This window comes from Burkholderia sp. RS01 (assembly GCF_039748055.1).
Lineage (GTDB): Bacteria > Actinomycetota > Actinomycetes > Actinomycetales > Micrococcaceae > Arthrobacter.
In genome coordinates, this window is the sequence record NZ_JBDLAK010000030.1 from 16,039 (window position 1) to 40,009 (window position 23,971).

The following is a 23,971-nucleotide window of genomic DNA, read 5'->3' on the forward strand; positions in this document are numbered from 1 at the left end:
GCGTTTTTCTGCAGCACCGTTCTACCTTCCCCAACTCCGTCCGCGGGCCTTTGACAGGTCCGCGGACGGCTCCATGAAAGGCCCTCCCATGCTTAAGCCCCCTTCCAGCACAGCTCCCCCGTCAACCCCTGACGTCATCGTCATCGGCGAAGCGCTGGTTGACGTCGTCACCTCTCCGGAAGGCAACGTTGAACACCCCGGCGGATCGCCGGCGAACGTCGCCTACGGGCTTGGACGCCTCGGCATCCGCGCTGCCCTTCTGACATCAATCGGCGACGACGACCGCGGCGCAGCGATCGAGGCGCACCTGGGCAGCGCCGGCGTCGTGCTCCTCCCCGGTTCCAAGACGCCGGGCCGGACTGCGTCCGCCACCGCCACCCTGGCAGCCGACGGCTCCGCCAGGTACGACTTCGACATCAGCTGGAAACTCCCGCCTGTGGCACCGGCGTTCCTCCCCAAGGTGCTCCACACCGGCTCCATCGCCACATTCCTGGCACCCGGCGCCGCCGCGGTCAAGGCGCTCCTGGAACAGGCGCACCGTGAATGCATGGTCACCTACGATCCCAACATCCGTCCTGCCCTGCTGGGCAGCCAGGCAGAGGCCCGGGCCATCTTCGAGGAGCTGGTTCCGCTGACCGACGTGGTCAAGCTCAGCGATGAAGACGCCGGGTGGCTGTACCCGGGGTTGCAGCTTGAGGAGGCCGCCGCGAGGATCCTGGGCCTGGGCGCCGGGCTGGCCGTGGTGACCTGCGGCTCCGAGGGATCGCTGCTGGCCACCCCGGCCACGCAGCTGCACATCCCGGCCATAAGGTCGGTAGTGGCCGACACCATTGGCGCCGGCGACTCCTACATGGCGGCACTGATCTACGGCCTGCTCGCACGCGGGACCGACGGATTGGCTCCGGCAGTGCTGGAGACCCTCGGGCGCACCGCGTCCAAGGCCGCGGCCATTACTGTGCGCCGGCCCGGCGCGAACCCGCCCACGGCCGACGAGCTGCTCGCGGACCTGCCGGACGGCGCGGCCGTTCCTGCCGCCGTCGTCGCGTGATCCAGGCACCTGCTTCTTGAATGCGGGGGCGCTGTTACGGCGCCTGGGTTGCGGCGCCGCCGGTTCAGTGCCCGGCGTCCTTCGCGGCCTTGGCGGCGGCCTTGGCCGCCTGCTTGCTGGCGCGCACCTTGCTCAGCGACTCCGGATCCACAATGTCGGCAACAGACAGGTACGCATCCTCCTGGCCGTAGTGGCCCGCGGCCTCGCGCCAGCCCTCTGCCTGGAGGCCGCACTGCTTGCCAAGGAGCGCCAGGAAGATCTTTGCCTTCTGCTCGCCGAATCCCGGTAATGACTTGAGCCGGCGCAGCACCTCCTGGCCGTCGGGGTCTCCCTGCGTCCAGATGGTTTCGGCGTCGCCGTTCCACTCGCGGTGCACCGCATCAGCGAGGGCCTGGACACGTCCCGCCATGGATCCCGGGAATCGGTGCACGGCCGGCCGCTCCTTGAACACCTCCACGAAGCCCTGGGGGTCGTAACCGGCGATCGCCGCGGGATCCATGGATCCGATACGCGTCCGGATCTTTTCGGGACCGGCAAACGCCGACTCCATGGTCACCTGCTGGTCAAGCAGCATGCCGGTGAGCAGCGCAAACGAGTCATCGCTGAGTAACTTGTCGGCGGCGGGGTCCCCCGTGATGTGCAGTTCCATGCGTCCTATCCTTCCATCTGCTCCGGGTCCGCGTCAGGCGTTGCCCTTCATCCGGCCATGCACGGTCGCGGCTCCCCACACCGTCAGGAAAGCAGCCACGAGCAGCAGCCCGGCGTCGCCCAGATCGATGGACGCCAGCCACGCCGTCACGGGATCTCCCAGGCCGAACGCCGCATCAAAAAGGCCCCCGAGGGTGATGACGGAGACGAACAGTGCCGACACGGCCGAAATGCCCGTCACCAGGGCGTTGAAACCAAGCTTTCGGCTGGGGTCATGAATGGCTGACTTGTACATCCGCATCATGGCCACGCCGTTCAATGAATCGCAGAATGTCATTGACGCCGCGAAGGCGAACGGCAACGCCATCAAGGCCAGCGGCGACACCCCGGCGAGTGACGCCGCTGTTGTCATGACAAGCAGGCCGATGGTGGTGGCCGTGTCGAACCCCAGCCCGAACAGGAAGCCGATTGCATAGATGTTGCGCGGGTGCTGGACCCGGGACAGCGGTCTGGCCAACAGGCGCGCCATGAAGCCCTTCGTCTCGAGGTCATCCATGGAGATGCTCGCACCCGTCCTGGAGCTGCGGTACAGCTGTGCCGTCCGCACGAACGCGGAGCCGTTGAAGATGCCCATCAGCAGCAGGAACAGCCCGGAGACTCCGCTTCCAATGAGCCCCAGTGCGAGGTTCCCGGTGCTGCCCTCCTCCATGAGGCGCCCGACGGCGGAGGCGCCTGAAACCACGAAAACGCCTGCCAGCACCACCACTGAGCTGTGGCCCAGGCTGAATGCGAAACCGACGCTAACAGGGTCCCGCCGCTGCGCGACGAACTTCCGCGTGGAGTTGTCGATCGCTGCGATGTGGTCCCAGTCGTAGCTGTGCTTAATTCCTGCCACATAGGCAGTCAGGACCAGCCCCAGCGCCAGCGGCTGGCCGGCGCTTGCCGTGCCGAGTGCGAGAAGAACGACGGCGGCAGCGTGCAAGGCGATAACAGCACCGAACGTCCACAGCAGCCTGGTGCGCACTGACAGGTGTTCGCGAGAGCGGTAGAGGACGGCCAGGTCTGTCAGCGTTGTCATCAGTGCTTCCTCAAGTTCAGGGGATCCTGACCATTCCAATTGTGACGCAACAGTGCTGTGCACGCACCCAGCAATCGGGCGAGCTCCTCCGTGCTGTTGGCCAGCGAACGCACTATGAGGCCGGTGGTGCCGGCCACGGAGCCGGTCAGGGAAATTCCGGTGTAGGCGTCGTGGGCCTGCGTCGCCACGTGGAGTTCGTCGGCGAGCGCCTGGTCCACGCGCGGGTCCACGACAATGAGCGATCCCAGGTGGCTGAAGCCCTCCATGAAGGCCATCCCGGTGACGTCGTTGAGGGGCGGACGGACCAGCAGGTTGTCGAGTGCCAGGAGTTCGGTGCCGGAGCCAGTCTCCACGCGGATCTCGTTGCGGAGCCGGAGTTCCTCGTACCGGAAGGAGGCGCCGTCCGGCGACCACCCCGGCGTGATCACCTCGGACATCATCAGGCTCGACGACGGCCGCACCGTGATGTGCGTGTTCTGCCGGTAGCTTGCCTCCCGGTACGCGATGAGCTGGTCCGGCGCGAGTTCGAGCTGCGCCCCGTCTCCAAGCCGCAGGGTCATCCGCTGCTCGGCGAACGACCCCGGGGTCCGGTAGATCTTCGTCGCCGACTGCGTGGTCAGCAGCAGCCTGGCCCCGTCCCCCACCTCCACATCGACGACGTAAAGATCAGCGCCAAGGTAAGCCCCGCCCGGATTCACGACGACATAGCAGACCTGCCCGCTGTCATCCAGGTAGTGCGGCCGAAGGACTCTCAAGGCGCCTTGATGGAACTGCCTCGAGGCAATCGATTTCCCGCGGCGTTCAGTGATGAGGAGTTCAAGACGGCCCCTCTCGGGCCGATCAGCGGACGCGGGTGAGCTGACTGCTTGAGCCGGCTCGGCCGCCGTCGTCCTCATCGCGCCAGGTCGAGCATCAGGACGTCGCGCCGCACCCATTCGATGACGGCGTCCAGGCCTTCGTCAGTTTTCAGGTTGGTGAAGCAGAACGGCTTGGCGCCCCTGAACTCGCGGGAGTCCCGTTCCATGACGGCGAGGTCTGCTCCCACGTGCGGCGCGAGGTCGGTTTTGTTGATGATGAAGAGATCGGACTTGATCATGCCCTGCCCGGCCTTCCGCGGGATCTTCTCACCCTGGGCGACGTCGATGATGTAGATCGAGAAGTCCACCAGTTCCGGGCTGAACGTGGCGGAGAGGTTGTCGCCGCCGGACTCTACGAAGATCACCTGCAGGTCCGGGTGCCGCTTCTTGAGCTCCTCGATGGCCGCCGTGTTCATCGAGGTGTCCTCGCGGATCGCCGTATGCGGGCAGCCTCCGGTCTCGACGCCGATGATCCTGTCCTCAGGCAGGATCCCGTTGGCGGCCAGGATCTTGGCGTCCTCGATGGTGTAGATGTCGTTGGTGATGGCGGCCATGGAAATCTCACGGCTCATGTGGCGGGTGAGCCGCTCCACGAGCTGGGTCTTTCCGGCGCCAACCGGCCCACCGATGCCGATCTTGATGGGTTCAGTCATTCTTTCCTCCTGCTAACTCATGAACATGCGGGCACGTTGACGCTCATGCCGCATTTGCGAAATTTCCAGGCCGGGGCTCACGGCGCCGAAGTCGTCCGGCGTGAGGTGACCGACCTCCTCGACGGCGGCAGCAACGCCGTCGGACGCCTTCCGCAGCAACCGCTGGCCGGCGTTCTGCCCCAGCGGAATGGCACGGACCGCGTTCTGGGTCAGCGAGGTGACCGCGGCGAAAAGGTACGCGGCGAGCGACTCCGGTAAAGGCACTCCCAGTGAACGGGCGACGACGGCGAACGCCAGCGGCTGATGGCCGGCGGAACGGCCGGTGGTCACCAGCTCCGTGTACGCTGCGAGCTCGGGCGACGGGAAGACCTCAGCACCGATTTCCAGCAGCCGCGTGCCCATCTTGATGCTGGCCTCCCGCAGCTGCCGCGGCAAAAGCTGCGCAGTCAGCATCGAATCCAGCTCCTCGACCCCGGCGCCCTCGTAGAGGAACCGGATGGCCAGCCCGTCCGAGTAGGTCAGCTGCTGCCGGATGAACGCGGACAGCCACACCCCGAACGAGCCCTCATCATGAACCAACCCGCGCTCAATGTAGGTCTCAAAGCCGAGCGAGTGCGCAAACGCCCCGGTGGGAAGCGCCGAGTCGGTCAGCTGCTGCAGGGCGAGCTGGTAGCCCCCGCTGATTGAGCCCGCCGAAATCCGGCCTCGACAAGCTCGGCCACCGGACCCGGCCTCAGTGCGAGTGTTCGGCATGGCGGAAGGGGACTGGCATGACGCGTTCCTGGCGGTCGTACGGCACTCCGACGTGCTTGAGATAGTCCTCCACGGTGTGGTCGTACTGGCAGACCATGACCTCGGCTCCGTACTCGGAGGACGCGTCGAAGAACTGGGCCTGCAGGTGCCGGTTGCCCAGCGAGTGGGCCACGACTCCCATCTCATGGATGGTCCGCGGTGCGATCACCAGGACGTCGGTGGGCAGCACGGACACCACGATCACGTTGGTTTCGGCGACGTGGAGGACGTCGCCGTCGCGAAGGTCAGCGGAACCGGCGGGCAGCCGGATGCCGACTTCCTGGCCGTGGTCGGTGGTGACGCGCTGGATCCGTTTGACCAGCTGGGCGCTCGGCAGCACCACCTTCTCCTTGTGGAGCCCGAAGTAGGGGTCCTGGCCGGCGGCCTGATCGTGCAGGTTGCCCAGGATCTTCTCGATGATCATGTGCTTTCTCCGTGGTCTTTGAGTGGTGTTTTCAGGGCGGTGGCTGGGATGCCCTAGAAGAGGAAGTAGCGCTGTGCCATGGGCAGCACGTCCGAAGGTTCGCACGTGACGTCCTCGCCGTCCACCGTCACCTTGTATGTTTCCGGATCTACCTGGATGTCCGGGGTGGCGTCGTTGTATTTCAGGTCGGCCTTGGACAGCGACCGGATCCCGGCGACCGGCCGGATGACCTTCTCCAGCCCCAGTTCTTCCGGTACGCCCGCGTCAATCGCGGCCTGGGACAGGAAGGTGATGGAGGACTGCTGCAGGGCCTTGCCGAACGTGGCGAACATGGGGCGCATTGTCCGCGGCTGCGGCGTGGGGATGGAGGCGTTGGCGTCGCCCATCAGTGCGTAGGCGATCTGGCCGCCCTTGAGCACGAGCTCCGGCTTCACGCCGAAGAACGCCGGGTCCCACAGCACCAGGTCCGCGAACTTGCCCTCCTCGACCGAGCCGACGGAGTCGGCCATGCCCTGGGCGATGGCCGGGTTGATCGTGTACTTCGCCACGTACCGCTTGAGCCGGAAGTTGTCGCTGTCCGCTCCCTGGCCGGCAGCCGAACCGTGTGCACCGCCGGCAGGATCCTTCAACACGCCGCGCTGCTTCTTCATCTTGTCCGCCACCTGCCACGTGCGGATGATCACCTCGCCCACCCGGCCCATGGCCTGCGAGTCGGAGGAGGTGATGGCGAAGATGCCCAGGTCCTGCAGGACGTCCTCGGCGGCAATGGTTTCGGCGCGGATGCGGGAGTCGGCGAACGCCACGTCCTCCGGGATGTCCGGGTTCAGGTGATGGCACACCATGAGCATGTCCAGGTGCTCTTCGATGGTGTTGCGCGTGTACGGCAGCGTGGGGTTCGTGGACGCCGGAAGGACGTTGGGCAGCCCGGCGATCTTGATGATGTCCGGCGCGTGGCCGCCGCCGGCTCCCTCGGTGTGGAAGGTGTGGATCACGCGGCCGCCGATGGCCCGGATGGTGTCCTCCACGAAGCCGCATTCGTTCAGGGTGTCTGTGTGGATGGCCACCTGGACGTCGTATTCGTCGGCGACCTTCAGGGAGGTGTCGATCGAGGACGTCGTGGATCCCCAGTCCTCGTGGACCTTCAGGCCCACCGCCCCGGCCCGGATCTGTTCGGCCAGCGGCTCGACGGCGGAGGCGTGGCCCTTGCCCAGCAGGCCGATGTTGATGGGGAGCCCTTCGGCGGCCTGCAGCATGCGCTGGATGTGCCACTTTCCGGGAGTCACGGTGGTGGCCTTGGTGCCTTCCGCCGGGCCGGTCCCTCCGCCCACCATGGTGGTCACGCCGCTGCACAGCGCCGCGGGCACCTGGTCTGCGGAGATGAAATGGATGTGGGTGTCCACGCCGCCGGCGGTGAGGATCTTGCGCTCCCCCGCGATGATTTCGGTGCTGGCGCCGATCACAATGTCCACGCCGTCGGCGATCTGCGGGTTGCCAGCCTTCCCGATCTTGAAAATGTGGCCGTCTTTCAGGGCGACGTCTGCCTTGTATATCCCCGTGTAGTCCAGCACCACCACATTGGTGATCACGGTGTCCGGGACGTCCAGCCTTTCAGCGCCTCCGCTCGGCAGCTCGCCGTCGCGGGTCACCTGCCCGTTCTGGCCCATGCCGTCGCGGATGACCTTGCCGCCGCCGAACACCACTTCCTCGCCGTAAACGGTGAGGTCCTTTTCGATCTCGAGGAACAGGTCGGTGTCCGCCAGGCGGATGGCGTCACCCGTCGTCGGGCCGTACAGGTCCGCGTACTGCTTGCGGGACAATTCGAAACTCACTGTGCTCCCCCTGCGTTTTCCGGTGCGGACTGTGCCGCGCCAAGGCTGCCGTTCACCGCGTTGCTCAGCCCGAAGACCTCCCGGCTGCCGGCCAGTGCGATCAGCCGCACGGTCTTGCTGTCACCGGGTTCGAAGCGCGCGGCCGTGCCGGCGGGGATGTCGAGCCGGCGCCCGTAAGCGGCCCGGCGGTCGAACTCGAGCGCCCGGTTGGCTTCGGCGAAGTGGTAGTGCGAACCCACCTGCACGGGGCGGTCACCGGTGTTGACTACGACGACGTCGATCGCCTCGCGGCCCGCGTTGATCACCACAGGCTCACCCTGCAGCACGTACTCTCCCGGAATCATGGCGCCCCTTAGCGGATGGGATCGTGGACGGTGACGAGCTTGGTGCCGTCAGGGAAGGTGGCCTCGACCTGGACGTCGTGGATCATTTCCGGCACGCCTTCCATGACGTCGTCGCGGCTGAGCAGGGTGGTGCCGTAGCTCATCAGGTCGGCCACGGTCCGCCCGTCCCGCGCACCCTCAATTAGTTCGTAGCTGATGATGGCAACGGCCTCCGGAAAATTCAGCCTGAGCCCCCGCGCCTGGCGGCGGCGGGCGAGGTCGGCGGCGACCACGATCATGAGCTTTTCCTGCTCGCGGGGCAGCAGATGCATTCGAGGAATCCCTTCTACGGCGGGCACCGCGGGCGGCATGCAGCGGCTGCGGTGTGCCACCAGCGTAAGCGGCGGACGTTTCCGCGAGATTTCAGACCCTTCAGGGGGCCGAGCAGCTCAGGGCGCCGAGGCTCGGATCCTCAGCTCAAACTCCACTTCGACGTGCACTCCTTGCTCCGCCTTCTGGGTGCCTTCGATCCGATCGATCAGCAACGCGACGGACCGTTCGGCAATGTCGTCCATGCCCGGGGCAACAGTGGTGAGCGACGGCGAGGCGAACCTTGCCTCGTCGATGTCGTCAAAGCCGGCCACGGCGACGTCCGCCGGCACGTTGACGCCGCGGATCTGCAGTTCGTGCATGGCCCCGAGCGCCAAGGCGTCGTTGAGTCCGAAGACGGCATCAAAATCCGCTCCGCTCCCCAGCAGCTCCCCCACGGCGGCGGCGCCGCCGTCGCGGCGCCACTCGGCCGGCACAATAAGCGCCGGGTCAAAATCCACTCCCGCGGCGGCGAGCGCCTCCCGATAACCGGTCAGGCGCAGGCCCGGGCTGCCGGCGGAATCCTCCGCCGACGCCCCGATCACTGCTATCCGGCGGCGGCCGCCCGCCAGGAGGTGGGCCGTGAGAGCCCGCGCCGCTCCGACATTCTTCATGGTGACGAGGTCGAACCGGGGATCTTCGATGTGCTCCCCAAGCATTACGAGCGGCTTGCTTCCGCGCCGGTTGGCCACAGCGTCCGCCCCCAGCGCCAGGGGGGTGAAAAGAAGCCCGTCCGTGAGCTGGCGGAATGTACCCTGCAGTGCGCTGAGTTCGTTCGCCTCCCCTGCCGCAGACTGCTCCACGAGCACCCGGTAGCCCCGGGCTGAGGCAACCGTCATGAGCCGGGAAGCGAGCTCGGCGTAGTACGGCACGGAGAGGTCCGACAGGACCAGGCCCAGCATCCGGGACTTTCCGGACCGGAGGCTCCGCGCCGTCAGGTTGGCCTCGTAGCCCAGCTCGGCGATCGCATCCAGCACCTTCTGCTTGGTGGCCGGCCTGATGAACTCGTAGTCGTTGAGCACGTTGGACACCGTCTTGAGGGAAACTCCCGCGGCACGGGCAACATCGTTCATGGTCACGGCCATCCAAGGCTCCTTCTCGCGGCGGTTCGTCTGGGTACATCGTTGCAGAAGGTACATCGTTGCAGAAAGCGGGCCGCCCCGCCCGCAAGAATTTCCCAAGGTGCCTGCCACACCCTTTCTCCAAGGTCTCTACGCTCCGGGGCCGGGCAACGGCGCCTGGCCCCGGGGATATCGGGGGGAGACCCACAGGTCGGATCCCCTAGGGAATGCCGGGGGGAGTTTCTAGGGGACCGCCTGGGGGGCAAGACCTTGAGGGAACCATGGGGAAAAGTCTGGGGGAATCATGCGGAAGGTGGGGCAGGCATTGGCGCAGAATCCTGAGGTGCCCATCGCGGCATGGGCAGTCGCAGAGGGGGCCGCCACAGACCGGGGGCTGTTTGCCCTGGTCGCCTCGCATCGCGGTGCCCGGGCTGCCGGGTTTCCGGAGCCGGTGCGGGCCGCCCCAGGTGAACGCGCAACGGGCATGGAGTTCCTGGCACGGCTGGGCTCGGGGCCCCTGCGGATCACGTCGGCGGTCATCGCGGACCTGCCCGGCATCGCCGGCGCCGTTGTACTGTCAACCTGCAACCGCTTCGAGGTCTACTGCGAAACCGCCCCCGGCGCCCGCCCTGAAACAGCCCGGGAGAACGTGCTGTCCGTCATCAGTATGTGTTCCGCCGTTCCCCGGCACGAACTCAGCCAGTCCTTTGACGCACTGACAGGTCCCGCCATGACCGAGCACCTGTTCTCGGTGGGGGCGGGCCTTGACTCGGCGGTGATAGGCGAGCGGGAGATCGCGGGGCAGCTGCGGCGGTCCCTCGCTTCTGCGCAGGAATCCGGCACCGCCAGCGGAGCGCTTGTCCGGCTGTTCCAGGGCGCTTCCCGCGCGGCACGGGATGTGGGCGCGCTGACCACGCTGGGCGACGCCGGCCGGTCCATGGTCTCGGTGGCCCTGGACCTGGCAACCGCAAGACTCGGCATCGGGCCGCGGCCGGACCTGGATCAGACTGGTGGGGGTCAGGCTGCTGGGGATCAGGGCCGCCGGAACCAGGCCGGCCGCGGCTTAGCCGGCCTGTCGGTCGTGGTCATCGGCACGGGCGCCTACGCGGGTTCCACCATGGCACTGCTGGCCGCCGGACAATGCACCCGGGTCTCCGTGTTCTCCTGGTCCGGACGGGCAGAGGCATTTGCCGCGTCCCGCGGCGCCGCAGCCCTGACCCGGGACAATCTGCAGGCGGCGATTCTCAACGCGGATGTGGTGATCGGATGCAGCGGCCGCGGACCGCGGCTTGGCGCTGACGACTTCCGCGCCTTCAGGCAGGGCGCAACGGCCGATCTCGTCGTCGTCGACCTCGCGCTCAGCCGGGACTTTGAACCGGGGGCCGGCGAGCTGCCGGGCGTTGAACTGATCTCGCTTGAGGACGTGCGGCTCGCCTCGCCGCCCGAACACACGGACGTAGTCCGGCAGGCCAAAGAGCTGATCCGGCAGGCGGCGGTGAAGTTCGAGGAGGACCAGCAGGCCCGCCTCATGGACCCTGCCATTGTGGCCCTGCGCGGCCACATGCAGCAGGTCCTCGCCGGGGAAATTGCACGGGTGAAGAACGAGCACGGCTGTACTGCCACGGCGGAAGCAGTCGAGTTCGCACTCCGGCGCGTCGTGCGGCAGCTCCTTCATGTTCCCACCGCCCGGGCGCGGGAGCTCGCCGCGGCCGGGCGGCAGGACGACTACACCGCGGCGCTCGAGGCCCTCTACGGGCTAAACGTGGAAGCGGGGGTCCTGCAGTATGCAGGCCCAGGAGACGTTGACGCGCCGGCCGCCACCCGGGACGGTGCTGGAAGCATCTGTCCCGGACAGGGTGAGGGCCGTGAGGAGCCGTTCCTCACCCTTCCCGCCGCGAGCTAGCTGTACCCCGCCAGGACGTTGCCCTCAACTATCCACAACCGTTGCTGTCCGGCCCGCCCGCGGGGCATCATCGTGACATGACCAAATACCTCATCTCGTTCCCGAGCGAAGCCATGGTGCTCACCGACGAGGAGTTCCCGATCGTCTTCGCCGAATCCCACGCTGTGATCCAGGAGGCGAAAGCTGCCGGCGTCTACGTATTCGGCGGCGGGATCGAGGAGGACGTCGACCCCGTGATGGTCTCCGCCGACGGGTCGGTCAGCCCCGAGATCTATCCGGGCTCCGAACTCAAGGGCGGGTTCACCGTGCTGGAACTGCCGACGCGCGAGGACGCGGTCGAGTGGGCGAGGAAGATCGCGGTGGCGTGCCGTTGCTCGCAAGAGCTCCGCGAGTTCGGGTACGACCCGGCGAGCTAGCTGCACAGCCAGCCGCAGGTCCCAAACGCCCGGGTCCCAACCAGCCGGCGGAGGTCAGGACTCCACGGCCAGGCGGATCATCGTCCACGAAACGGCCGGGAGAACGGCGGTGAGGCGGCCGCCGTCGAGCTTCACACTCACGTTCTCCGCGGGCAGCACTGACGTGGAGTCATCGGCCGTCGCGTGCCAGTACGGGTCCTTGTTGGCGAAGGTGACGGCCTCGATCAGCCGCACGTTGTTGCCGAGCCCGGCCACGGCGGCGTCGAGCGACAACGCCTCAGCGGCTGATCGGTTGACCGCGAAAACCACGGCCTCCCCGGCCTCGGCATCGAACGTCGCCACGGCGGAGAGCGCGGCAAAATCCTCGGTTTTGCCGCCGCTCAGCCAGGGGGACTCCACTGCAAGCTGCAGGACGGTGCCGGCCGCGTACCGGGAGGTCAGGGCGAACGGGTGGAAGATGGTCTGCTTCCAGGCGCGCCCGCCCGGTTCCGTCATGATCGGGGCGATGACGTTGACCAGCTGGGCAAGGCTCGCCGAGTGGACACGGTCGGTGTGGCGCAGCAGGGTGACCAGCAGGTCGCCGACGACGACGGCGTCCGCCACCGAATAGCGGTCCTCGAGCAAGGCGGGGGCGACGGGCCAGTCCTTGCCTGAAGGAACTTTGGATTCGTCGCGGCCGGCGTGCCAGACGTTCCACTCGTCAAAGGAGATGTTGACCTGCTTCGCGGTCTTCTTCACCGACTTCACATGGTCGATGTGGGAAATGATGTCGCGGATGAAGGAGTCCATCCGGTGCCCGGCCGAGAGGTGTTCCTGAAGATCGCCGAGGTCTTCGAAGTACTGGTGCGCGGAGACCAGGTCCACGAGCTCGTACGTTTCGGTCAGCACCACCCGCTCCCATTCACCGAAGGTGTCCATGCCGGGCGCGGAGCTTCCGCAGGCCACGAGTTCGAGGTCCGGGTCAACCATGCGCATGGCCCGCGCCGCGTCCGCAGCCACGCGGCCGTACTCCAGGGCGTTCTTGTGGCCGATCTGCCAGGGCCCGTCCATCTCGTTGCCCAGGCACCACATCCTGATGCCATACCCCTGCTCGGCGCCGTTGGCCCTGCGCCGGTCCGAGAACGCCGTGCCGCCGTCGATGTTGCAGTATTCCAGCAGGTCCACGGCTTCCTGCGTGCCTCGCGTGCCAAGGTTCACGGCCATCATGGGCTCCACCCCGGCCTTGACCGACCATTTGGCGAACTCGTCCACGCCCACGAGGTTGGGGTCCGTGGAGTGCCAGGCGAGATCGAGCCGCGCGGGGCGCTCTTCCGCAGGGCCGACGCCGTCCTCCCAGCGGTAGCCTGACACGAAGTTCCCGCCCGGGTAGCGGACAGTGGAGACGCCCAGTTCCCGCGTCAGTTCCAGGACGTCAGCCCGGAAGCCGTCCGCGTCCGCCATCGGGTGCTCAGGCTCGAAGATGCCCGTGTAGACGCAGCGGCCCAGGTGCTCGACGAAGGCGCCGAACGTCCTGCGCCTCACCGGCCCCACGGCGAAGGTGGGATCAATGGTGATTTTCGCGGAATTGGCGGCTGGAGTGCTCATCGGTGCGTCCTCTTTCCCTTTTCTACAACGTTATAGAAACCAGTCTGACCGCTGACGGCCGCGTCCGTCAAGGCCTCTGGCCACCCGAGTCCATCCGGGGTTAATTTTTAATCAGCTTCCAGGACAGCTCCCCCCGCTCGCCCGGCAATGAGAGGAAGTCCAATGAACCCCCCGGCCAGCGACCCCTCATCTCGTGTGCCGCGCGCTCCGCATTCTCGGAGCGGCGTGGTCTATTCGGCGGAGGGGCTGATCCTGACCAACGAACACGTGGTGCGGGGACGCACGGACGTTGAAGTGGCCTTCGCCGACGGCCGCCGCGTGGCCGGCATCGTGCGGGCCACCGATGCCGTTTCCGACCTCGCCCTCGTGGAGGCGAAGCGCACCGGCCTTCCGGTGGCCAAATTCCAGTCCGAACTGCCCGGATCGGCGAACTCGCCGTCGTGATCGGTTCCCCGCTGGGATTCGAAAACACGGCGACGGCGGGCATCATCTCCGGCCTCCACCGCGAAATCCCCGGGTCCGCCGCCAGCAGCCAGTCCCTGGTGGACCTGATCCAGACCGACGCCGCAATCAGCCCCGGAAACTCCGGCGGCGCGCTGGTGAACGGCAGGGGCGAGGTGGTTGGAATCAGTGAGGCCTACATCCCGCCGCAGTCCGGAGCTGTAGCGCTTGGGTTTGCCATCCCCGCCGCCACCGCCGTCAAAGTGGCGGATCAGCTCCGCGAGGACGTCACCGCGGATCACGCCTTCATAGGCCCGACGCTGGGTGATATCACCCCGCAGATCGCCGAGCGCCTGGGCCTGCCGGACACGCGCGGCGCCCTGGCCCTCGCGGTCCCGGACGGTGGACCGGCCGCGAAGGCCGGCATCCGGTCCGGCGATGTCCTCGTGAAGCTCGACGGCGAAGAGCTGGCCGCGCCCGAGGACCTGCTCGCCGCCTTGCGGAGCAGGAGCCCGGGACAGACCGTGACCGTCGAATTCCGCCGGGGAACGGAAACCCACGAAGCGAAGGTCCAGCTCGTTTCGCGCGCTTCCCAGACGGGGTGAGCGCGAACCGGGCCGCCCCGGAACCCAATGCCGCTACAGGCCGCCGGCCAGCTTGTAATAGGCGGCGTTCCAGTTCAATTCCTTCTTGAACTGCTTGATGGTGGTGCCGTCGTCGATGGTGAGCAGCTCGGTCTGGGCGATTTCAGCGAAGTCCTCGAACACCTCCATGCCCACCTGCGTGGAGAGGACGGTGTGGTGGGCGGCACCGGCGGTGAGCCACGCCGCCGCGGAGGTGGCGAAGTCCGGCTTCGGGGACCAGAGGGCGCGGGCGACGGGCAGGTTGGGCAGCGGTTCGTCCAGGTCCACGACGTCCACGGCGTTGGCCACGAGCCGGAACCGGTCCCGCATGTCGGACAGAGCCACGACGACACCGGGGCCGGCGTCGGTGTCAAAGACCATCCGGACGGGATCTTCCTTGCCGCCGATGCCGAGCGGGTGGATCTCGACCCGCGGCTTCGTGGCGGTCAGGGAGGGGCAGACCTCGAGCATATGGGCGCCGAGGATCTTTTCCTGGCCGGGCGTGAGGTGGTACGTGTAGTCCTCCATGAGGGAGGCGCCGCCGGGCAGGCCGGCGCCCATGACCTTCGCGGCACGGACCAGGATGGCGGTCTTCCAGTCGCCCTCGGCGCCGAAGCCGTAGCCGTCGGCCATGAGCCGCTGGACCGCCATGCCGGGCAGCTGCCGCAGTTCGCCCAGGTCCTCGAAGGACGTGGTGAACGCGGCGGAGCCGTTGGCCTCGAGGAAGCTGCGCAGGCCGAGTTCGATCCGCGCGCTGTAGCGCAGCGACTCGTGCCGGGCGCCGCCGGCCTTCAGCTCCGGGACCACCTCGTAGAGGCGCTCGTACTCCGCGACGAGGGCGTCGACGTCGGACTCTGCGGCGACGTGCACGGCGTCGGCGAGCTCGTTCACGGACCAGGTGTTCACCGAGACGCCGAAACGGAGCTCGGCCTCGGTCTTGTCGCCTTCGGTGACGGCGACGTTGCGCATGTTGTCCCCGAAGCGGGTCAGCTTCAGGGTCCGGACGGCGGCCCAGCCTGCGGAGGCGCGCTGCCAGGCGCCGACCTGGCGGGCGACCTCGGGGTTGGAGGCGTGCCCCACCACGGTCTTGCGCGGGATGCCGAGGCGGGACTGGATGTAGCCGAATTCGCGGTCGCCGTGGGCGGCCTGGTTCAGGTTCATGAAGTCGAAGTCGATGTCCGCCCAGGGCAGCTCGACGTTGGCCTGGGTGTGCAGGTGCAGCAGCGGCTTCCGGAGCAGGTCCAGGCCCTGGATCCACATCTTCGCCGGGGAGAAGGTGTGCATCCAGGCGGTCACGCCGATCACGGCATCGTCCGAGTTCGCCTCGAGCGCCGTGCGGCGGATGGCGTCCGAGTCGGTCAGCACGGGCTTCCAGACGAGCTTGACGGGAACGTCGGAGGAGGCGTTGAGGGCGGCGGCGATCTCCTGGGACTGCGCGGCGACCTGCTTCAGGACATCCTCGCCGTAAAGGTGCTGGCTGCCGGTGAGGAACCAGACCTCGTAGTGCTCAAGGGAGGTGTTGTTGGCGTGGGGCATGGTGGTTCTCCTGGAAAGGACTGAGGTGAAAGGGAATGCTGCGGGACCCGGCCGCCGGGTTATTGGGTTTGGCGGCCGGGAGGGGTTTAGCGGCCGTAGACGTTCTGGTAGCGGTCGTAGAGGTACTCGATCTGGCCCGGGTCGATCGGCAGCGGCTCGCCCAGCTGCCGGGCGATGTGGACGGTGCGGGCCACTTCCTCGCACATCACGGCGGCCTTGACCGCGGAGCGGGCATCCTTGCCGATGGTGAACGGTCCGTGGTTCTGCATCAGGACCGCCGGCGAGTGGGAGGCCTGCAGGGTTTCGACGATCCCGCGGCCGATCGAGTCGTCACCGATCAGCGCGAACGGGCCCACCGGGATGGTGCCGCCGAACTCGTCGCCCATCATGGTCAGCACGCACGGGATGGCCTCCCCCCGCGCGGCCCACGCCGTCGCGTAAGTGGAGTGGGTGTGGACCACTCCGCCCACGTCGGGCATGTGCCGGTAGACGTAGGCGTGCGCTGCGGTGTCCGACGACGGCGTCAGGGCCGGGTTGCCCCACTCGCCGTCCGCGGGGACGCCGTGGAGGTCGGTGACCACCATGGTCTCCGGCGTGAGGTCCGCGTACGAGACTCCGGACGGCTTGATCACCATCAGATCGTGGCCCGGGACACGGGCGGAGACGTTCCCGGAGGTCCAGACCACCAGTTCGTAGCGGGTCAGCTCGGCGTGCAGGGCGCAGACCTCGGCCCGGATCCGGGCAATGGTGTCCAGGAGGGCGCTCATGCGGAGACCCCTTCTGCGAGCAGGGACTTTGCCGCGTGACGCTGGATGGCCTTGAGCCGGTGCATGACGTCGTTGGTTCCGCGGCCGAAGTAGTCGTGCAGGGTGCGGTATTCGCGGAAGAGTTCCTCGTACGCGGCGACGTTTTCCGGGATCGGGGTGTATACGGCTCCGGGGGCTGAGCCCATGGCCGCCGCGGCCGCCCGGATGTCCGCGTACCTGCCGGCGGCGACGGCGGCGTGGATCGCCGAGCCCAGCGCCGGCCCCTGGGTGGAGCCGATGGTGGAGAGCTGCAGCCCGGTGACGTCCGCGTAGATCTGCATCAGGAGTTTGTTCTTCAGCAGCCCGCCGGCCACGATGAACTCCTTCACCGGCACCCCCGAGTCGCGGAAGGCGTCCACGATGGTGCGGGTGCCGAAGGCCGTGGCCTCCAGGAGCGCGCGGTAGGTGTCCTCTGGCCGGGTGGCCAGCGTCTGGCCCATCACCACGCCGGTCAGTTCGTGGTCCACCAGGACCGAGCGGTTGCCCGAGTGCCAGTCCAGGGCGATCAGGCCGTGCTCGCCGATCGCCTGCCCGGAAGCCAGCCCGGTGAGGTACTCGTGGATGCCCAGGCCGGCAGCGGCCGCGGCCTCGTGGTACTCCGGCGGAACACCGTATTTGGTGAACCAGCCGAAGATGTCCCCCACGCCGGACTGGCCTGCCTCGTAGCCCCAGAGTCCGTCGACGATGCCGCCGTCGACCACCCCGCACATGCCTGGCACCTCGCGCAGTTCCGCACCGTTCATGACGTGGCAGGTCGAGGTGCCCATGATGGCCACCAGCTGGCCCGGCTCCACGGCCTTGGCCGCCGGGGCGGTGACGTGGGCATCGACGTTGCCGACGGCCACGGCGATGCCCTCCGGCAGTCCGGTCCAGGCAGCGGCCTCGGCGGTCAGGAACCCCGCAGCGTCGCCGAGCCGGCCGATGGTGTGCTCCAGTTTAGCGCTAACAAAGTCCTTGAACTGCGGGTTCAGCGCGGCCAGGAAATCCTCGGACGGATACTTCCCGTCCTGGTAGATGCCCTTGTACCCGGCCGTGCAGGCGTTGCGGACATAATTGCCGCACAGCTGCCAGACAATCCAGTCCGCGGCCTCCACCCAGTGGTCCATCTCCGCGTACGCTTCCGGATCCTCCTCCAGCAGCTGCAGCCCCTTGGCGAACTCCCACTCGGAGGAGATCAACCCGCCGTAGCGCGGCAGCCAGGTCTCGCCCAGCTCGGCGGCCAGGGCGTTGATCCGGTCCGCCTGCCCCTGCGCGGCGTGATGGCGCCAGAGCTTGACGTACGCGTGCGGCCGGCTGGCGAAGCCCGGCAGTTCATTCAGCGGGGTGCCGTCAGACTTCACCGGCACCATGGTGCATGCGGTGAAGTCCGTGGCGATGCCGACCACTGCGGAGGGGTCGATGCCCGCGTCCGCGATCGCCGCCGGCACAGCGTGCCGGAGCACCTCCCGGTAGTCGTTCGGCACCTGAAGTGCCCATTCGCCGGGAAGGCGTGTGACGCCGTCGTCCGCCACATCCGCCGGAAGCGCCTCGGTGACCACCGCGTGGGGGTAGTCGAACACCCCGCTGCCGAGTTCCTTGCCGTCCCTTACCCGGACCACCACGGCCCGGCCCGACAGGGTGCCGTAGTCCACCCCGATGACATAGTTTTCGCCGCCGGGGTTGAACCCGGTGTCATCACTAGATTGCATGCTAAAACCTCCATCCGGGAGGTGCTGGCCCCTGTGCCCGGTATCGAAAACGTAAAAGATTCTCTTAGATTGTGAACGCTAACATATCTGCGCGTCAAGCATCGGCAGCGACCAATTTGGGGCGTCCCAGGGGACGCTGCCGCCTCCCTCGGCACGCTCCGCCATAGGGCAGGGGCCCCGCCAATCTGGCGGAGCCCCTGCCTTCCAGGCGTCAGAGCAAGTTTGACGGGCGATATTTCGCTGCGGCGCCTTAGCCGAGCTGGCTGTGGAGGCGCTCCAGCTCCGTCTTGGTGACGGGCAGGACGGTGCCGTGGCGCGGTGCGCGAGGCAGTTCGTAGTTGCTCGCGAGCTTCCAGTCGGGGTTTTCGAGACTGGTGCTTTCCAGCGGGATGTAGCCGCGCCCGCCGAACTCATCCACGAAGAGGTAATACTTCTCCTCGGTGTTTGATTTGAAGACGGTCGGCCCCTCTACGCCGCCGGTCCCGGCGTTCTTGCCGATGCAGTTGGCCATCAGGGACCAATTGCGCGGGTTCGTGGCCGGCAGGTCGACAGCCAGCAGGTCCGTGGACTTTTCCTGCATGATGTCGAGGCAGCCGGAGACGCGGGCTTCGTCCTTGGTGAAGCGGTAGTAGGTGTCGCCCTCCTTGATAACTGTGGAGTCGATGACCGAATCACCCGGGTCGTTCCAGACCTTGGCTTCGCTGAAGGTCCGGAAGTCGCGCGTGGTGGAGTACATCATCTTGTTGTGCGTGCCGCCGGAGTGGTTCGGGTCGTTGTCGGCGTAGATCTTGGACGCCCAGTAGACGACGTACGCCCCGATTTTCTCGTCGTAGTGTGCTTCCGGCGCCCACGTGTTCCCTGCCGTGTCCGGAGAGACTTTCACGTGCCGCTGCCCGGACCAGTTCACAAGGTCCGTTGACTCCCAGACCTCCAGGTACTGGCTGCCTTGGCGCTGGGAGGCGTCCCACGAGGTCCCGCTGCCAATGGAGAGGTCGGTGGCGATCATGTAGAACTTGTCGCCTTCGGGAGAGCGGATGACAAAGGGATCGCGCAGGCCCTTGGTGCCAAGGCTGGATTTCACCACTGCCTTTCCGCCGTTGAGTTCGTCCCATTTGAGCGCGTCATTGCCCCGGCTGGCGGCCATGAAAATGTTTTCCCCGGCGATGTCGTTGCCGGTGAAGTACGCGAAGGCGTAGCCCTCTTTGGCCTCGGTCTTGGGCAACGGAAGGACGGTGGCGCGGAAAGTCCTCTTCGTCTTGGTCTTGCCGTAGCTGACGAACGCGTGGAGGTTGAGCTTGACCGGCTTGCCGCCGTAGGCAGGCCGGGTGACCTCGCCGGTGGCGGTGATGGCGGATTCGTCGCTCGATTTCCACACCACGTCGGTCCCGTGTAGGCCCTTTGCGGGCAGGGTGATGTTGCCGCGGATTCCCTCGGCGTCCCACACCTCCAGGGCGGCTGCGGCCTCGCTGACTTTCTGCTCGCCGCTGATGTCTTCGAGGACCGTCACGGTGAACGCCTTGGAAGCTGTGGCCGCCCCGGACGTGGCACTGGCCGTCAAAGTCACGGCCGTATTTCCTGTTCCGTAGGCCGGGCGCGTCACGGCGCCCGTGGACGAGACGATGCCCTCGTTCGAGGACGTCCAGGTGTAGGCCGAGCCGTTGGGTCCGGTGCGGGGCAGGTTCAGGCCGGCGGTGACGGCGCTGGTGTCTCCGAGCGACAGATTCTGGAGATCGAGGGCCACCCGCTCTTCCGGGGAGACGTAGCCGAGCTCGCGTACTTCGGCCGCCGAGAGTGCGCGGTTGTAGATGCGGAAGTCGCGGACCTGCCCCTTCAGGTACTTGTCTCCGCTGTAGACCGATCGTCCCAGGTAGTTGGCTGCCGTACTTCCGCCGCCTATGCTGCCCGGGGTGATGGTCACGCCGCCCTTGCGGGCAACTTCGACGCCGTCCTCGTACAGGACGGCGGTGCCGCCACTGAGGGTGTAGGTGATGGTCTTCCAGGCCCCGCGTGCCAGGTCCCGCCCGGCATTGGCTGTCTGCTCCGTTGACCAGTTACCGCTCGCGATCGAGGTGCGGTACGAGTTGCCGGTGGTGAACAGATAGCCGTTGCCGGTGCCGTTGCTGGTATTGCCCAGTCCCCAGATGAAATAGGGGGCGGCCTGATCCGTGGCGAGCTTCACGTCGGTCGAAACAGTGATGGAGTCGAGGCCCCGCATGACGTCGTTGGGAAGGCGGACGTGGGCGTTGGTGCCGCCAAGCTGCAGGCCCTCATCGCCGAGGCGGCTGGCGTCGCCGCTGATGACGCCGTTGCGGCCATTTCCGGAGGAGTCTTCGGCAACGGAGCCGGTCGGTTCGGTCAGGTTGTATTTGAGGACGAGGCCGTCGTCAATGGCAGCCTGGGCGGGGACACCCGCGGAGAGGCCGCCCAGCACGAGGGCGGCCGCTGTGAGGACGGCCGGTCCTGTGCGGGCTCTGAGGGTCATTAAGGGCATGAGTGATGCTTTCGTTCGGGCGGCAAGATGCCGCGGTTGACGGACGGGTCTTGGTGCGGGTCCGGGGAACTGCAGCTGCGCGGTCCGGAGCAGGGGGCCAGGAAAATCAGGAGGTCAGCCTGACGATGAGGGCCTGGGCGCCGCTCACCAGGCCGTCCCGAAGGGCCTGGTTGTCGACGCTGCGCCCGGCAAAGTCGACGTACTGGTTCAGGCAGTGCACAGCTTTCGCCGTGGTTTTCTCGGTCAGTGCTTTCCGGGCCGAGTCCAGCCGGGAGCCGAGCATCGCGTGCGCATCGGCCGTCATGGTGCCGGCGGTGCGGGCTGCATCCGCGACCCCCTGGAGGTCATCGATCTCGCCGGCCGGGGGCGCGAAGGCGGCGCGCTGGGCACATCGGTAGATGCGGTCGGCGTCTGCCTGGGTAAGCGCTCCCTCCGTGATCCACATGCTGTTCACCTGGGCCACGCGCTTCAGCAGTTCAGGCTTGTTCAGGAAGGAAGCAGCGTCCCAGAGGTCGTCGAGCAGGGTGGTCTTGTTGGCCCGCGAAGGGTTGGGCACCCCCGAATCCACGCCGCCTAAGACGACCACCGGCTCCTGGCGCCGGAAGTATGAGTGGAATGCGTCTGCCGTTCCTTCGAGGAAGGGCGCTAGTTCAACGCCGGACAGGGTGAAGTGCAGCGGCTTGCCTGGAACCGGCTGCATGGCGGGGGCCAGGTCTCCGTTGAGCTTGGCAGTCCCGTAGAGGCTGAACGGCAGGAGCGTTGTGCGGCTGTCCCGGGTGACCAAATGCACAGGACCGTACATCAGCGTCTGAACTGTCGGGTCGTCCAGGGCCCTTTCGGCACGGAGGGTGAAGGGCATGTCGATCTCCACCGAGTCGCCGCTCTTCCACGCCCTGGGGATGTTGAGGTAGGTGCCAGGGGCTGCCTGTCCGCCAACCGGAGTTCCGTTGACGCGGACAGTGAAGCCCGCCGCAGCCCAAGCCGGGACCCTCAGGCGGAGTTCGAACTGGCCGTTGCCGGCGATGGTCAGTTTTGACCGCTGCTCGAGCGGATACGACGTCTCCTGCGTGACTGTCAGGTTCCTGCCCTCCCAGTTGAGGGTGGAAGGCATGTAGAGGTTCACATACAGGGCGCTGTTGTCGTCCGCGGTGAAGTAGACGGAATCCTGGTACTTCGTGGCGGACTCCATGCCGGTGCCTTCGCAGCATGTGGTCCCGTTCTTCGGGGTGAAGTCGCGGACGGCGCCAGGCTGAAGGCCAATGAAGTAGGTCGCCAGCGGCAGCTCGGCGTTGTCCTGGTCCTGCTTCGAGCCCAGCACCTGGTTCAGGAGCGCACGCTCGTAATAGTCCATGTATGCGGGGTTCTGCTCCTTGAAGAACAGTTCGCGGGAGAGCTTGAGCATGTTGTAGGCGCAGCAGGTTTCGGCGTCGGTGTCATGCAGCGTGCTGGCAATCTGGCCGGGCGCCTTCCAGAATTCTGTCTGGCTTGTCCCGCCGATGCTGTAGGTGCGCGGACCTGCGACCATGCCCCAGAAGTTGCGGGCGGACTTGAGGTATCTTTCCTCACCGGTCTTGTTGTACATGAGCATCAGCCCGGTGAAAATCGGGATGTGCTGGTTGGCATGGAGGCCTGTGAGGACGTCCTTGTTAGCGGCGCACGCGTCGATGAGGGAGTCGAGGTCGAAGTATTTGGCGAGTTCAAGGTGCTCCGGTTTGCCGGAGTGCCCGTGGGTTTCCAGGATGGCTTCTACGATGCCGCCGAATTCGCCGCTGGAGAAGATGCCCCACATGCGCTGGCGAACGGCCGGAGTGAGCTTGCTGAGCCGCGAATGCATCCAGTCACAGAGGCCGACCGCCAGGTCGAGGGCTTTGGGCTCCTTCGTGGCCGTGTACGCATCCAGCAGGCCTTTGAGGATCTTGTGGGCCGTGTAGTAGGGGGCCCAGACCCGGGTGTAGTCGGGCGAGGTTCGGGTCTCCAGCTCGATGAACTGCGTTTCCGGGTAGGCCGCGAGGAAACCGGGGTGGCTGGGCAGGCCCCAGGTGCGCCGCAGGGTGGCGTGCCGGCTCTTGCCTGACGTGTCCACCAGCGTGGCTCCGCTCGCCTCACTGCAGTCGATGGAGACGACGTCCCCGCCGCCTGCCGAGGTGGCTGTCGCCCGTGCCGCGGCCAGCTCTCCGATCTGTGCTGCGGTCAGCGCAGCCGACCAGATGTTCACGTCCTGGTAGGAGCCGGCATACAGGGGGTCGTTGTATTGGGACCGGCCAAGCCATGCGTTCGCCAGGCTCCCCAGCGAGGCAGGGGTCAGCGTCATGGCCGTGTTTTGGCCGGCCCGCTGACCATTGACGTACAGGGTTCCGGTTCCACCGCCGAGCGTCACCGCGACATGGCTCCATTCGTTGACCGGCAAAGGGGCCGATCCCACGATCGTCTGCTCGCCGCCGGCGAAGTTTCGCGTAATGGCGAACCGGGGAAGCCCGCTGCCGTCGCGCTGTGCCAGGAACGCATATGTCCTGGTGTCATTTCCGAAGTCGAAAATGCGGGTCCAGTTGGCGGCAGCTGTAGGACGGACCCACGCGGCGAATGTCATGCTGGCCAGCCCGTCGGCCGAACCGGCGGGAAGCTGCCCATACATGTAGGACCCCCGGACCAGGTCGACGACGGCCCCGGCGAAGTGCCCGGCAGTAGTTTGGACCGCGGGTTCCTGGGCCAGCGCCTGCCGGCATTCGTGGAGCGAGGACACCAGGTTCTGCAGCTTCCTCCCGAACACCTCCTCCCCTGTGCTGGCATAGGCCTGGGCCAGCATGGACATGTGGTGCCCGGTGAAATGGCCCCTGAGGTTACCGTTTGCTTCGCCGTCGAGGCCTTCCCATCCGCCGGCCGGCAGGGGCGTTACGCCCGCTATCGTCCGGAGGCCGGCGTTGGCCCGAAAGACATTGATGTAGCGGCGTTCGTCGTAGCCGCGGGCGAAGTTGAGGATCAAGTCCCGTTTCCGGGCGAACACTCCGGGACCCAGCGTGACGTCCGAAAGTTTGAAGGGGCGAAGGGTAAGCGCGGCGGCAACACTGCCGGTGGTTGACAGGGGCTCCTGGGCGGCGGCTGCCGTAGCTGCGGTCGCCAGCGAGGGGAGCCACGGGAGCGCCGCTGCGGTGGCTCCGAGCCGAAGGATATTGCGTCTGGATACAGGATTCGTCATTGGATCTCCGATACGTTGTCGAGGGCTGCCGCGGATGTAATGCGGGAGTGGGGGGGGGGGGGGGGGGGGCGGGGCCCCCCCCCCCCCCCCCCCCCCCACGCCCTGGTCGGTGCCGGCGCTCGCCGCCTGCACGCCAAGGCCGGCCAGGATCCGTTCCACCTGCCCGAGGTCGACCCGGAGCCCCACGATCTTGACGAACCGGCTGCGC

Annotated in this window: 20 protein-coding genes and 1 pseudogene; 5 read left to right on the forward strand and 16 right to left on the reverse strand. The window is 66.9% G+C overall.

What is annotated here, in order from left to right; genetic code table 11:
• Positions 1-88 precede the first annotated feature (88 nt).
• Positions 89-1,048 carry a carbohydrate kinase gene (locus tag ABFP37_RS20685; protein WP_347034792.1) on the forward strand — a complete coding sequence of 320 codons (960 nt, stop codon included), beginning with the start codon at positions 89-91 and terminating at the stop codon, positions 1,046-1,048.
• Positions 1,049-1,112: 64 nt separating this feature from the next.
• On the opposite strand, the gene ABFP37_RS20690 is transcribed toward ABFP37_RS20685, so the two are convergent.
• The 10 genes from ABFP37_RS20690 to ABFP37_RS20735 form a co-directional block, all read right to left on the reverse strand.
• On the reverse strand, positions 1,113-1,697 hold the full coding sequence (locus ABFP37_RS20690; protein WP_078027353.1) for an HhH-GPD-type base excision DNA repair protein: 585 nt from the start codon (positions 1,695-1,697) through the stop codon (positions 1,113-1,115).
• Between the two features lie 33 nt (positions 1,698-1,730).
• Positions 1,731-2,774, reverse strand: a complete 1,044-nt coding sequence (locus ABFP37_RS20695) for a hypothetical protein (RefSeq protein WP_347034793.1) — start codon at positions 2,772-2,774, stop codon at positions 1,731-1,733.
• Complete coding sequence (locus ABFP37_RS20700; RefSeq protein ID WP_347034794.1) at positions 2,774-3,529, reverse strand: urease accessory protein UreD; 756 nt, start codon at positions 3,527-3,529, stop codon at positions 2,774-2,776. The genes ABFP37_RS20695 and ABFP37_RS20700 overlap by 1 nt, the downstream gene beginning before the upstream one ends.
• A gap of 137 nt (positions 3,530-3,666) precedes the next feature.
• Positions 3,667-4,284: an urease accessory protein UreG gene (gene ureG, locus ABFP37_RS20705; RefSeq protein WP_078027356.1), complete on the reverse strand. Its 618-nt coding sequence runs from the start codon at positions 4,282-4,284 to the stop codon at positions 3,667-3,669.
• Positions 4,285-4,296: 12 nt separating this feature from the next.
• A complete protein-coding gene (locus tag ABFP37_RS20710) occupies positions 4,297-5,037 on the reverse strand; it encodes an urease accessory protein UreF (protein WP_347034795.1) in 741 nt (246 codons plus the stop codon).
• Positions 5,018-5,500 carry an urease accessory protein UreE gene (gene ureE / locus ABFP37_RS20715; RefSeq protein ID WP_347034796.1) on the reverse strand — a complete coding sequence of 161 codons (483 nt, stop codon included), beginning with the start codon at positions 5,498-5,500 and terminating at the stop codon, positions 5,018-5,020. The genes ABFP37_RS20710 and ureE overlap by 20 nt, the downstream gene beginning before the upstream one ends.
• Before the next feature lie 53 nt (positions 5,501-5,553).
• On the reverse strand, positions 5,554-7,329 hold the full coding sequence (gene ureC, locus ABFP37_RS20720; RefSeq protein ID WP_078027359.1) for an urease subunit alpha: 1,776 nt from the start codon (positions 7,327-7,329) through the stop codon (positions 5,554-5,556).
• Entirely contained in the window at positions 7,326-7,673 is a 348-nt protein-coding gene (locus tag ABFP37_RS20725; RefSeq protein WP_078027360.1) for an urease subunit beta, read from the reverse strand. Before ABFP37_RS20725 ends, ureC begins: the two co-directional genes overlap by 4 nt.
• Before the next feature lie 8 nt (positions 7,674-7,681).
• Positions 7,682-7,984, reverse strand: a complete 303-nt coding sequence (locus tag ABFP37_RS20730) for an urease subunit gamma (protein WP_078027361.1) — start codon at positions 7,982-7,984, stop codon at positions 7,682-7,684.
• A gap of 117 nt (positions 7,985-8,101) precedes the next feature.
• Positions 8,102-9,094 carry a LacI family DNA-binding transcriptional regulator gene (locus ABFP37_RS20735; RefSeq protein ID WP_347034803.1) on the reverse strand — a complete coding sequence of 331 codons (993 nt, stop codon included), beginning with the start codon at positions 9,092-9,094 and terminating at the stop codon, positions 8,102-8,104.
• A 313-nt stretch (positions 9,095-9,407) separates the two neighbouring features.
• Here ABFP37_RS20735 and ABFP37_RS20740 point away from each other — a divergent pair, with 313 nt between their 5' ends.
• Both ABFP37_RS20740 and ABFP37_RS20745 read left to right on the forward strand, forming a co-directional pair.
• Positions 9,408-10,985 (forward strand): glutamyl-tRNA reductase, encoded by a 1,578-nt coding sequence (locus ABFP37_RS20740; RefSeq protein WP_347034797.1) that lies wholly within the window; start codon positions 9,408-9,410, stop codon positions 10,983-10,985.
• A gap of 77 nt (positions 10,986-11,062) precedes the next feature.
• Positions 11,063-11,401, forward strand: coding sequence for a transcription initiation protein (locus tag ABFP37_RS20745; RefSeq protein ID WP_078027364.1), 339 nt, complete (start codon positions 11,063-11,065; stop codon positions 11,399-11,401).
• Between the two features lie 54 nt (positions 11,402-11,455).
• Here the strand turns inward: ABFP37_RS20745 and ABFP37_RS20750 are convergent, their stop codons facing one another.
• Complete coding sequence (locus ABFP37_RS20750; protein ID WP_347034798.1) at positions 11,456-12,985, reverse strand: alpha-N-arabinofuranosidase; 1,530 nt, start codon at positions 12,983-12,985, stop codon at positions 11,456-11,458.
• A 162-nt stretch (positions 12,986-13,147) separates the two neighbouring features.
• Between ABFP37_RS20750 and ABFP37_RS20755 the strand changes: the two are divergent.
• Both ABFP37_RS20755 and ABFP37_RS20760 read left to right on the forward strand, forming a co-directional pair.
• Positions 13,148-13,629 (forward strand): annotated as a pseudogene (locus tag ABFP37_RS20755) (trypsin-like peptidase domain-containing protein); the annotation flags it as partial.
• A gap of 60 nt (positions 13,630-13,689) precedes the next feature.
• Positions 13,690-14,031 carry a PDZ domain-containing protein gene (locus ABFP37_RS20760; RefSeq protein WP_347034804.1) on the forward strand — a complete coding sequence of 114 codons (342 nt, stop codon included), beginning with the start codon at positions 13,690-13,692 and terminating at the stop codon, positions 14,029-14,031.
• Between the two features lie 33 nt (positions 14,032-14,064).
• On the opposite strand, the gene araA is transcribed toward ABFP37_RS20760, so the two are convergent.
• The 5 genes from araA to ABFP37_RS20785 all read right to left on the reverse strand — a co-directional run bounded on the left by araA (position 14,065) and on the right by ABFP37_RS20785 (position 23,763).
• Positions 14,065-15,585 (reverse strand): L-arabinose isomerase, encoded by a 1,521-nt coding sequence (gene araA, locus ABFP37_RS20765; RefSeq protein ID WP_347034799.1) that lies wholly within the window; start codon positions 15,583-15,585, stop codon positions 14,065-14,067.
• A gap of 86 nt (positions 15,586-15,671) precedes the next feature.
• A complete protein-coding gene (locus ABFP37_RS20770; RefSeq protein WP_347034800.1) occupies positions 15,672-16,352 on the reverse strand; it encodes an L-ribulose-5-phosphate 4-epimerase in 681 nt (226 codons plus the stop codon).
• Positions 16,349-18,079, reverse strand: coding sequence for a ribulokinase (gene araB / locus ABFP37_RS20775; RefSeq protein WP_078027368.1), 1,731 nt, complete (start codon positions 18,077-18,079; stop codon positions 16,349-16,351). Before araB ends, ABFP37_RS20770 begins: the two co-directional genes overlap by 4 nt.
• A 250-nt stretch (positions 18,080-18,329) precedes the next feature.
• Positions 18,330-20,561, reverse strand: a complete 2,232-nt coding sequence (locus tag ABFP37_RS20780; RefSeq protein ID WP_347034801.1) for an immunoglobulin-like domain-containing protein — start codon at positions 20,559-20,561, stop codon at positions 18,330-18,332.
• A 115-nt stretch (positions 20,562-20,676) separates the two neighbouring features.
• On the reverse strand, positions 20,677-23,763 hold the full coding sequence (locus ABFP37_RS20785; RefSeq protein WP_347034802.1) for a beta-L-arabinofuranosidase domain-containing protein: 3,087 nt from the start codon (positions 23,761-23,763) through the stop codon (positions 20,677-20,679).
• Positions 23,764-23,971 lie beyond the last annotated feature (208 nt).

Coding starts and splice junctions, on each gene's coding strand:
- ABFP37_RS20735 (WP_347034803.1), bottom strand. CDS start 9,094: ATGAACGATGTTGCCCGTGCCGCGGGAGTTTCCCTCAAGACGGTGTCC.
- ureE (WP_347034796.1), bottom strand. CDS start 5,500: ATGATCATCGAGAAGATCCTGGGCAACCTGCACGATCAGGCCGCCGGC.
- ABFP37_RS20685 (WP_347034792.1), top strand. CDS start 89: ATGCTTAAGCCCCCTTCCAGCACAGCTCCCCCGTCAACCCCTGACGTC.
- ABFP37_RS20780 (WP_347034801.1), bottom strand. CDS start 20,561: ATGACCCTCAGAGCCCGCACAGGACCGGCCGTCCTCACAGCGGCCGCC.
- ABFP37_RS20690 (WP_078027353.1), bottom strand. CDS start 1,697: ATGGAACTGCACATCACGGGGGACCCCGCCGCCGACAAGTTACTCAGC.
- araA (WP_347034799.1), bottom strand. CDS start 15,585: ATGCCCCACGCCAACAACACCTCCCTTGAGCACTACGAGGTCTGGTTC.
- ABFP37_RS20750 (WP_347034798.1), bottom strand. CDS start 12,985: ATGAGCACTCCAGCCGCCAATTCCGCGAAAATCACCATTGATCCCACC.
- ABFP37_RS20785 (WP_347034802.1), bottom strand. CDS start 23,763: ATGACGAATCCTGTATCCAGACGCAATATCCTTCGGCTCGGAGCCACC.
- araB (WP_078027368.1), bottom strand. CDS start 18,079: ATGCAATCTAGTGATGACACCGGGTTCAACCCCGGCGGCGAAAACTAT.
- ABFP37_RS20745 (WP_078027364.1), top strand. CDS start 11,063: ATGACCAAATACCTCATCTCGTTCCCGAGCGAAGCCATGGTGCTCACC.
- ABFP37_RS20725 (WP_078027360.1), bottom strand. CDS start 7,673: ATGATTCCGGGAGAGTACGTGCTGCAGGGTGAGCCTGTGGTGATCAAC.
- ABFP37_RS20770 (WP_347034800.1), bottom strand. CDS start 16,352: ATGAGCGCCCTCCTGGACACCATTGCCCGGATCCGGGCCGAGGTCTGC.
- ABFP37_RS20695 (WP_347034793.1), bottom strand. CDS start 2,774: ATGACAACGCTGACAGACCTGGCCGTCCTCTACCGCTCTCGCGAACAC.
- ABFP37_RS20730 (WP_078027361.1), bottom strand. CDS start 7,984: ATGCATCTGCTGCCCCGCGAGCAGGAAAAGCTCATGATCGTGGTCGCC.
- ureG (WP_078027356.1), bottom strand. CDS start 4,284: ATGACTGAACCCATCAAGATCGGCATCGGTGGGCCGGTTGGCGCCGGA.
- ABFP37_RS20710 (WP_347034795.1), bottom strand. CDS start 5,037: ATGCCGAACACTCGCACTGAGGCCGGGTCCGGTGGCCGAGCTTGTCGA.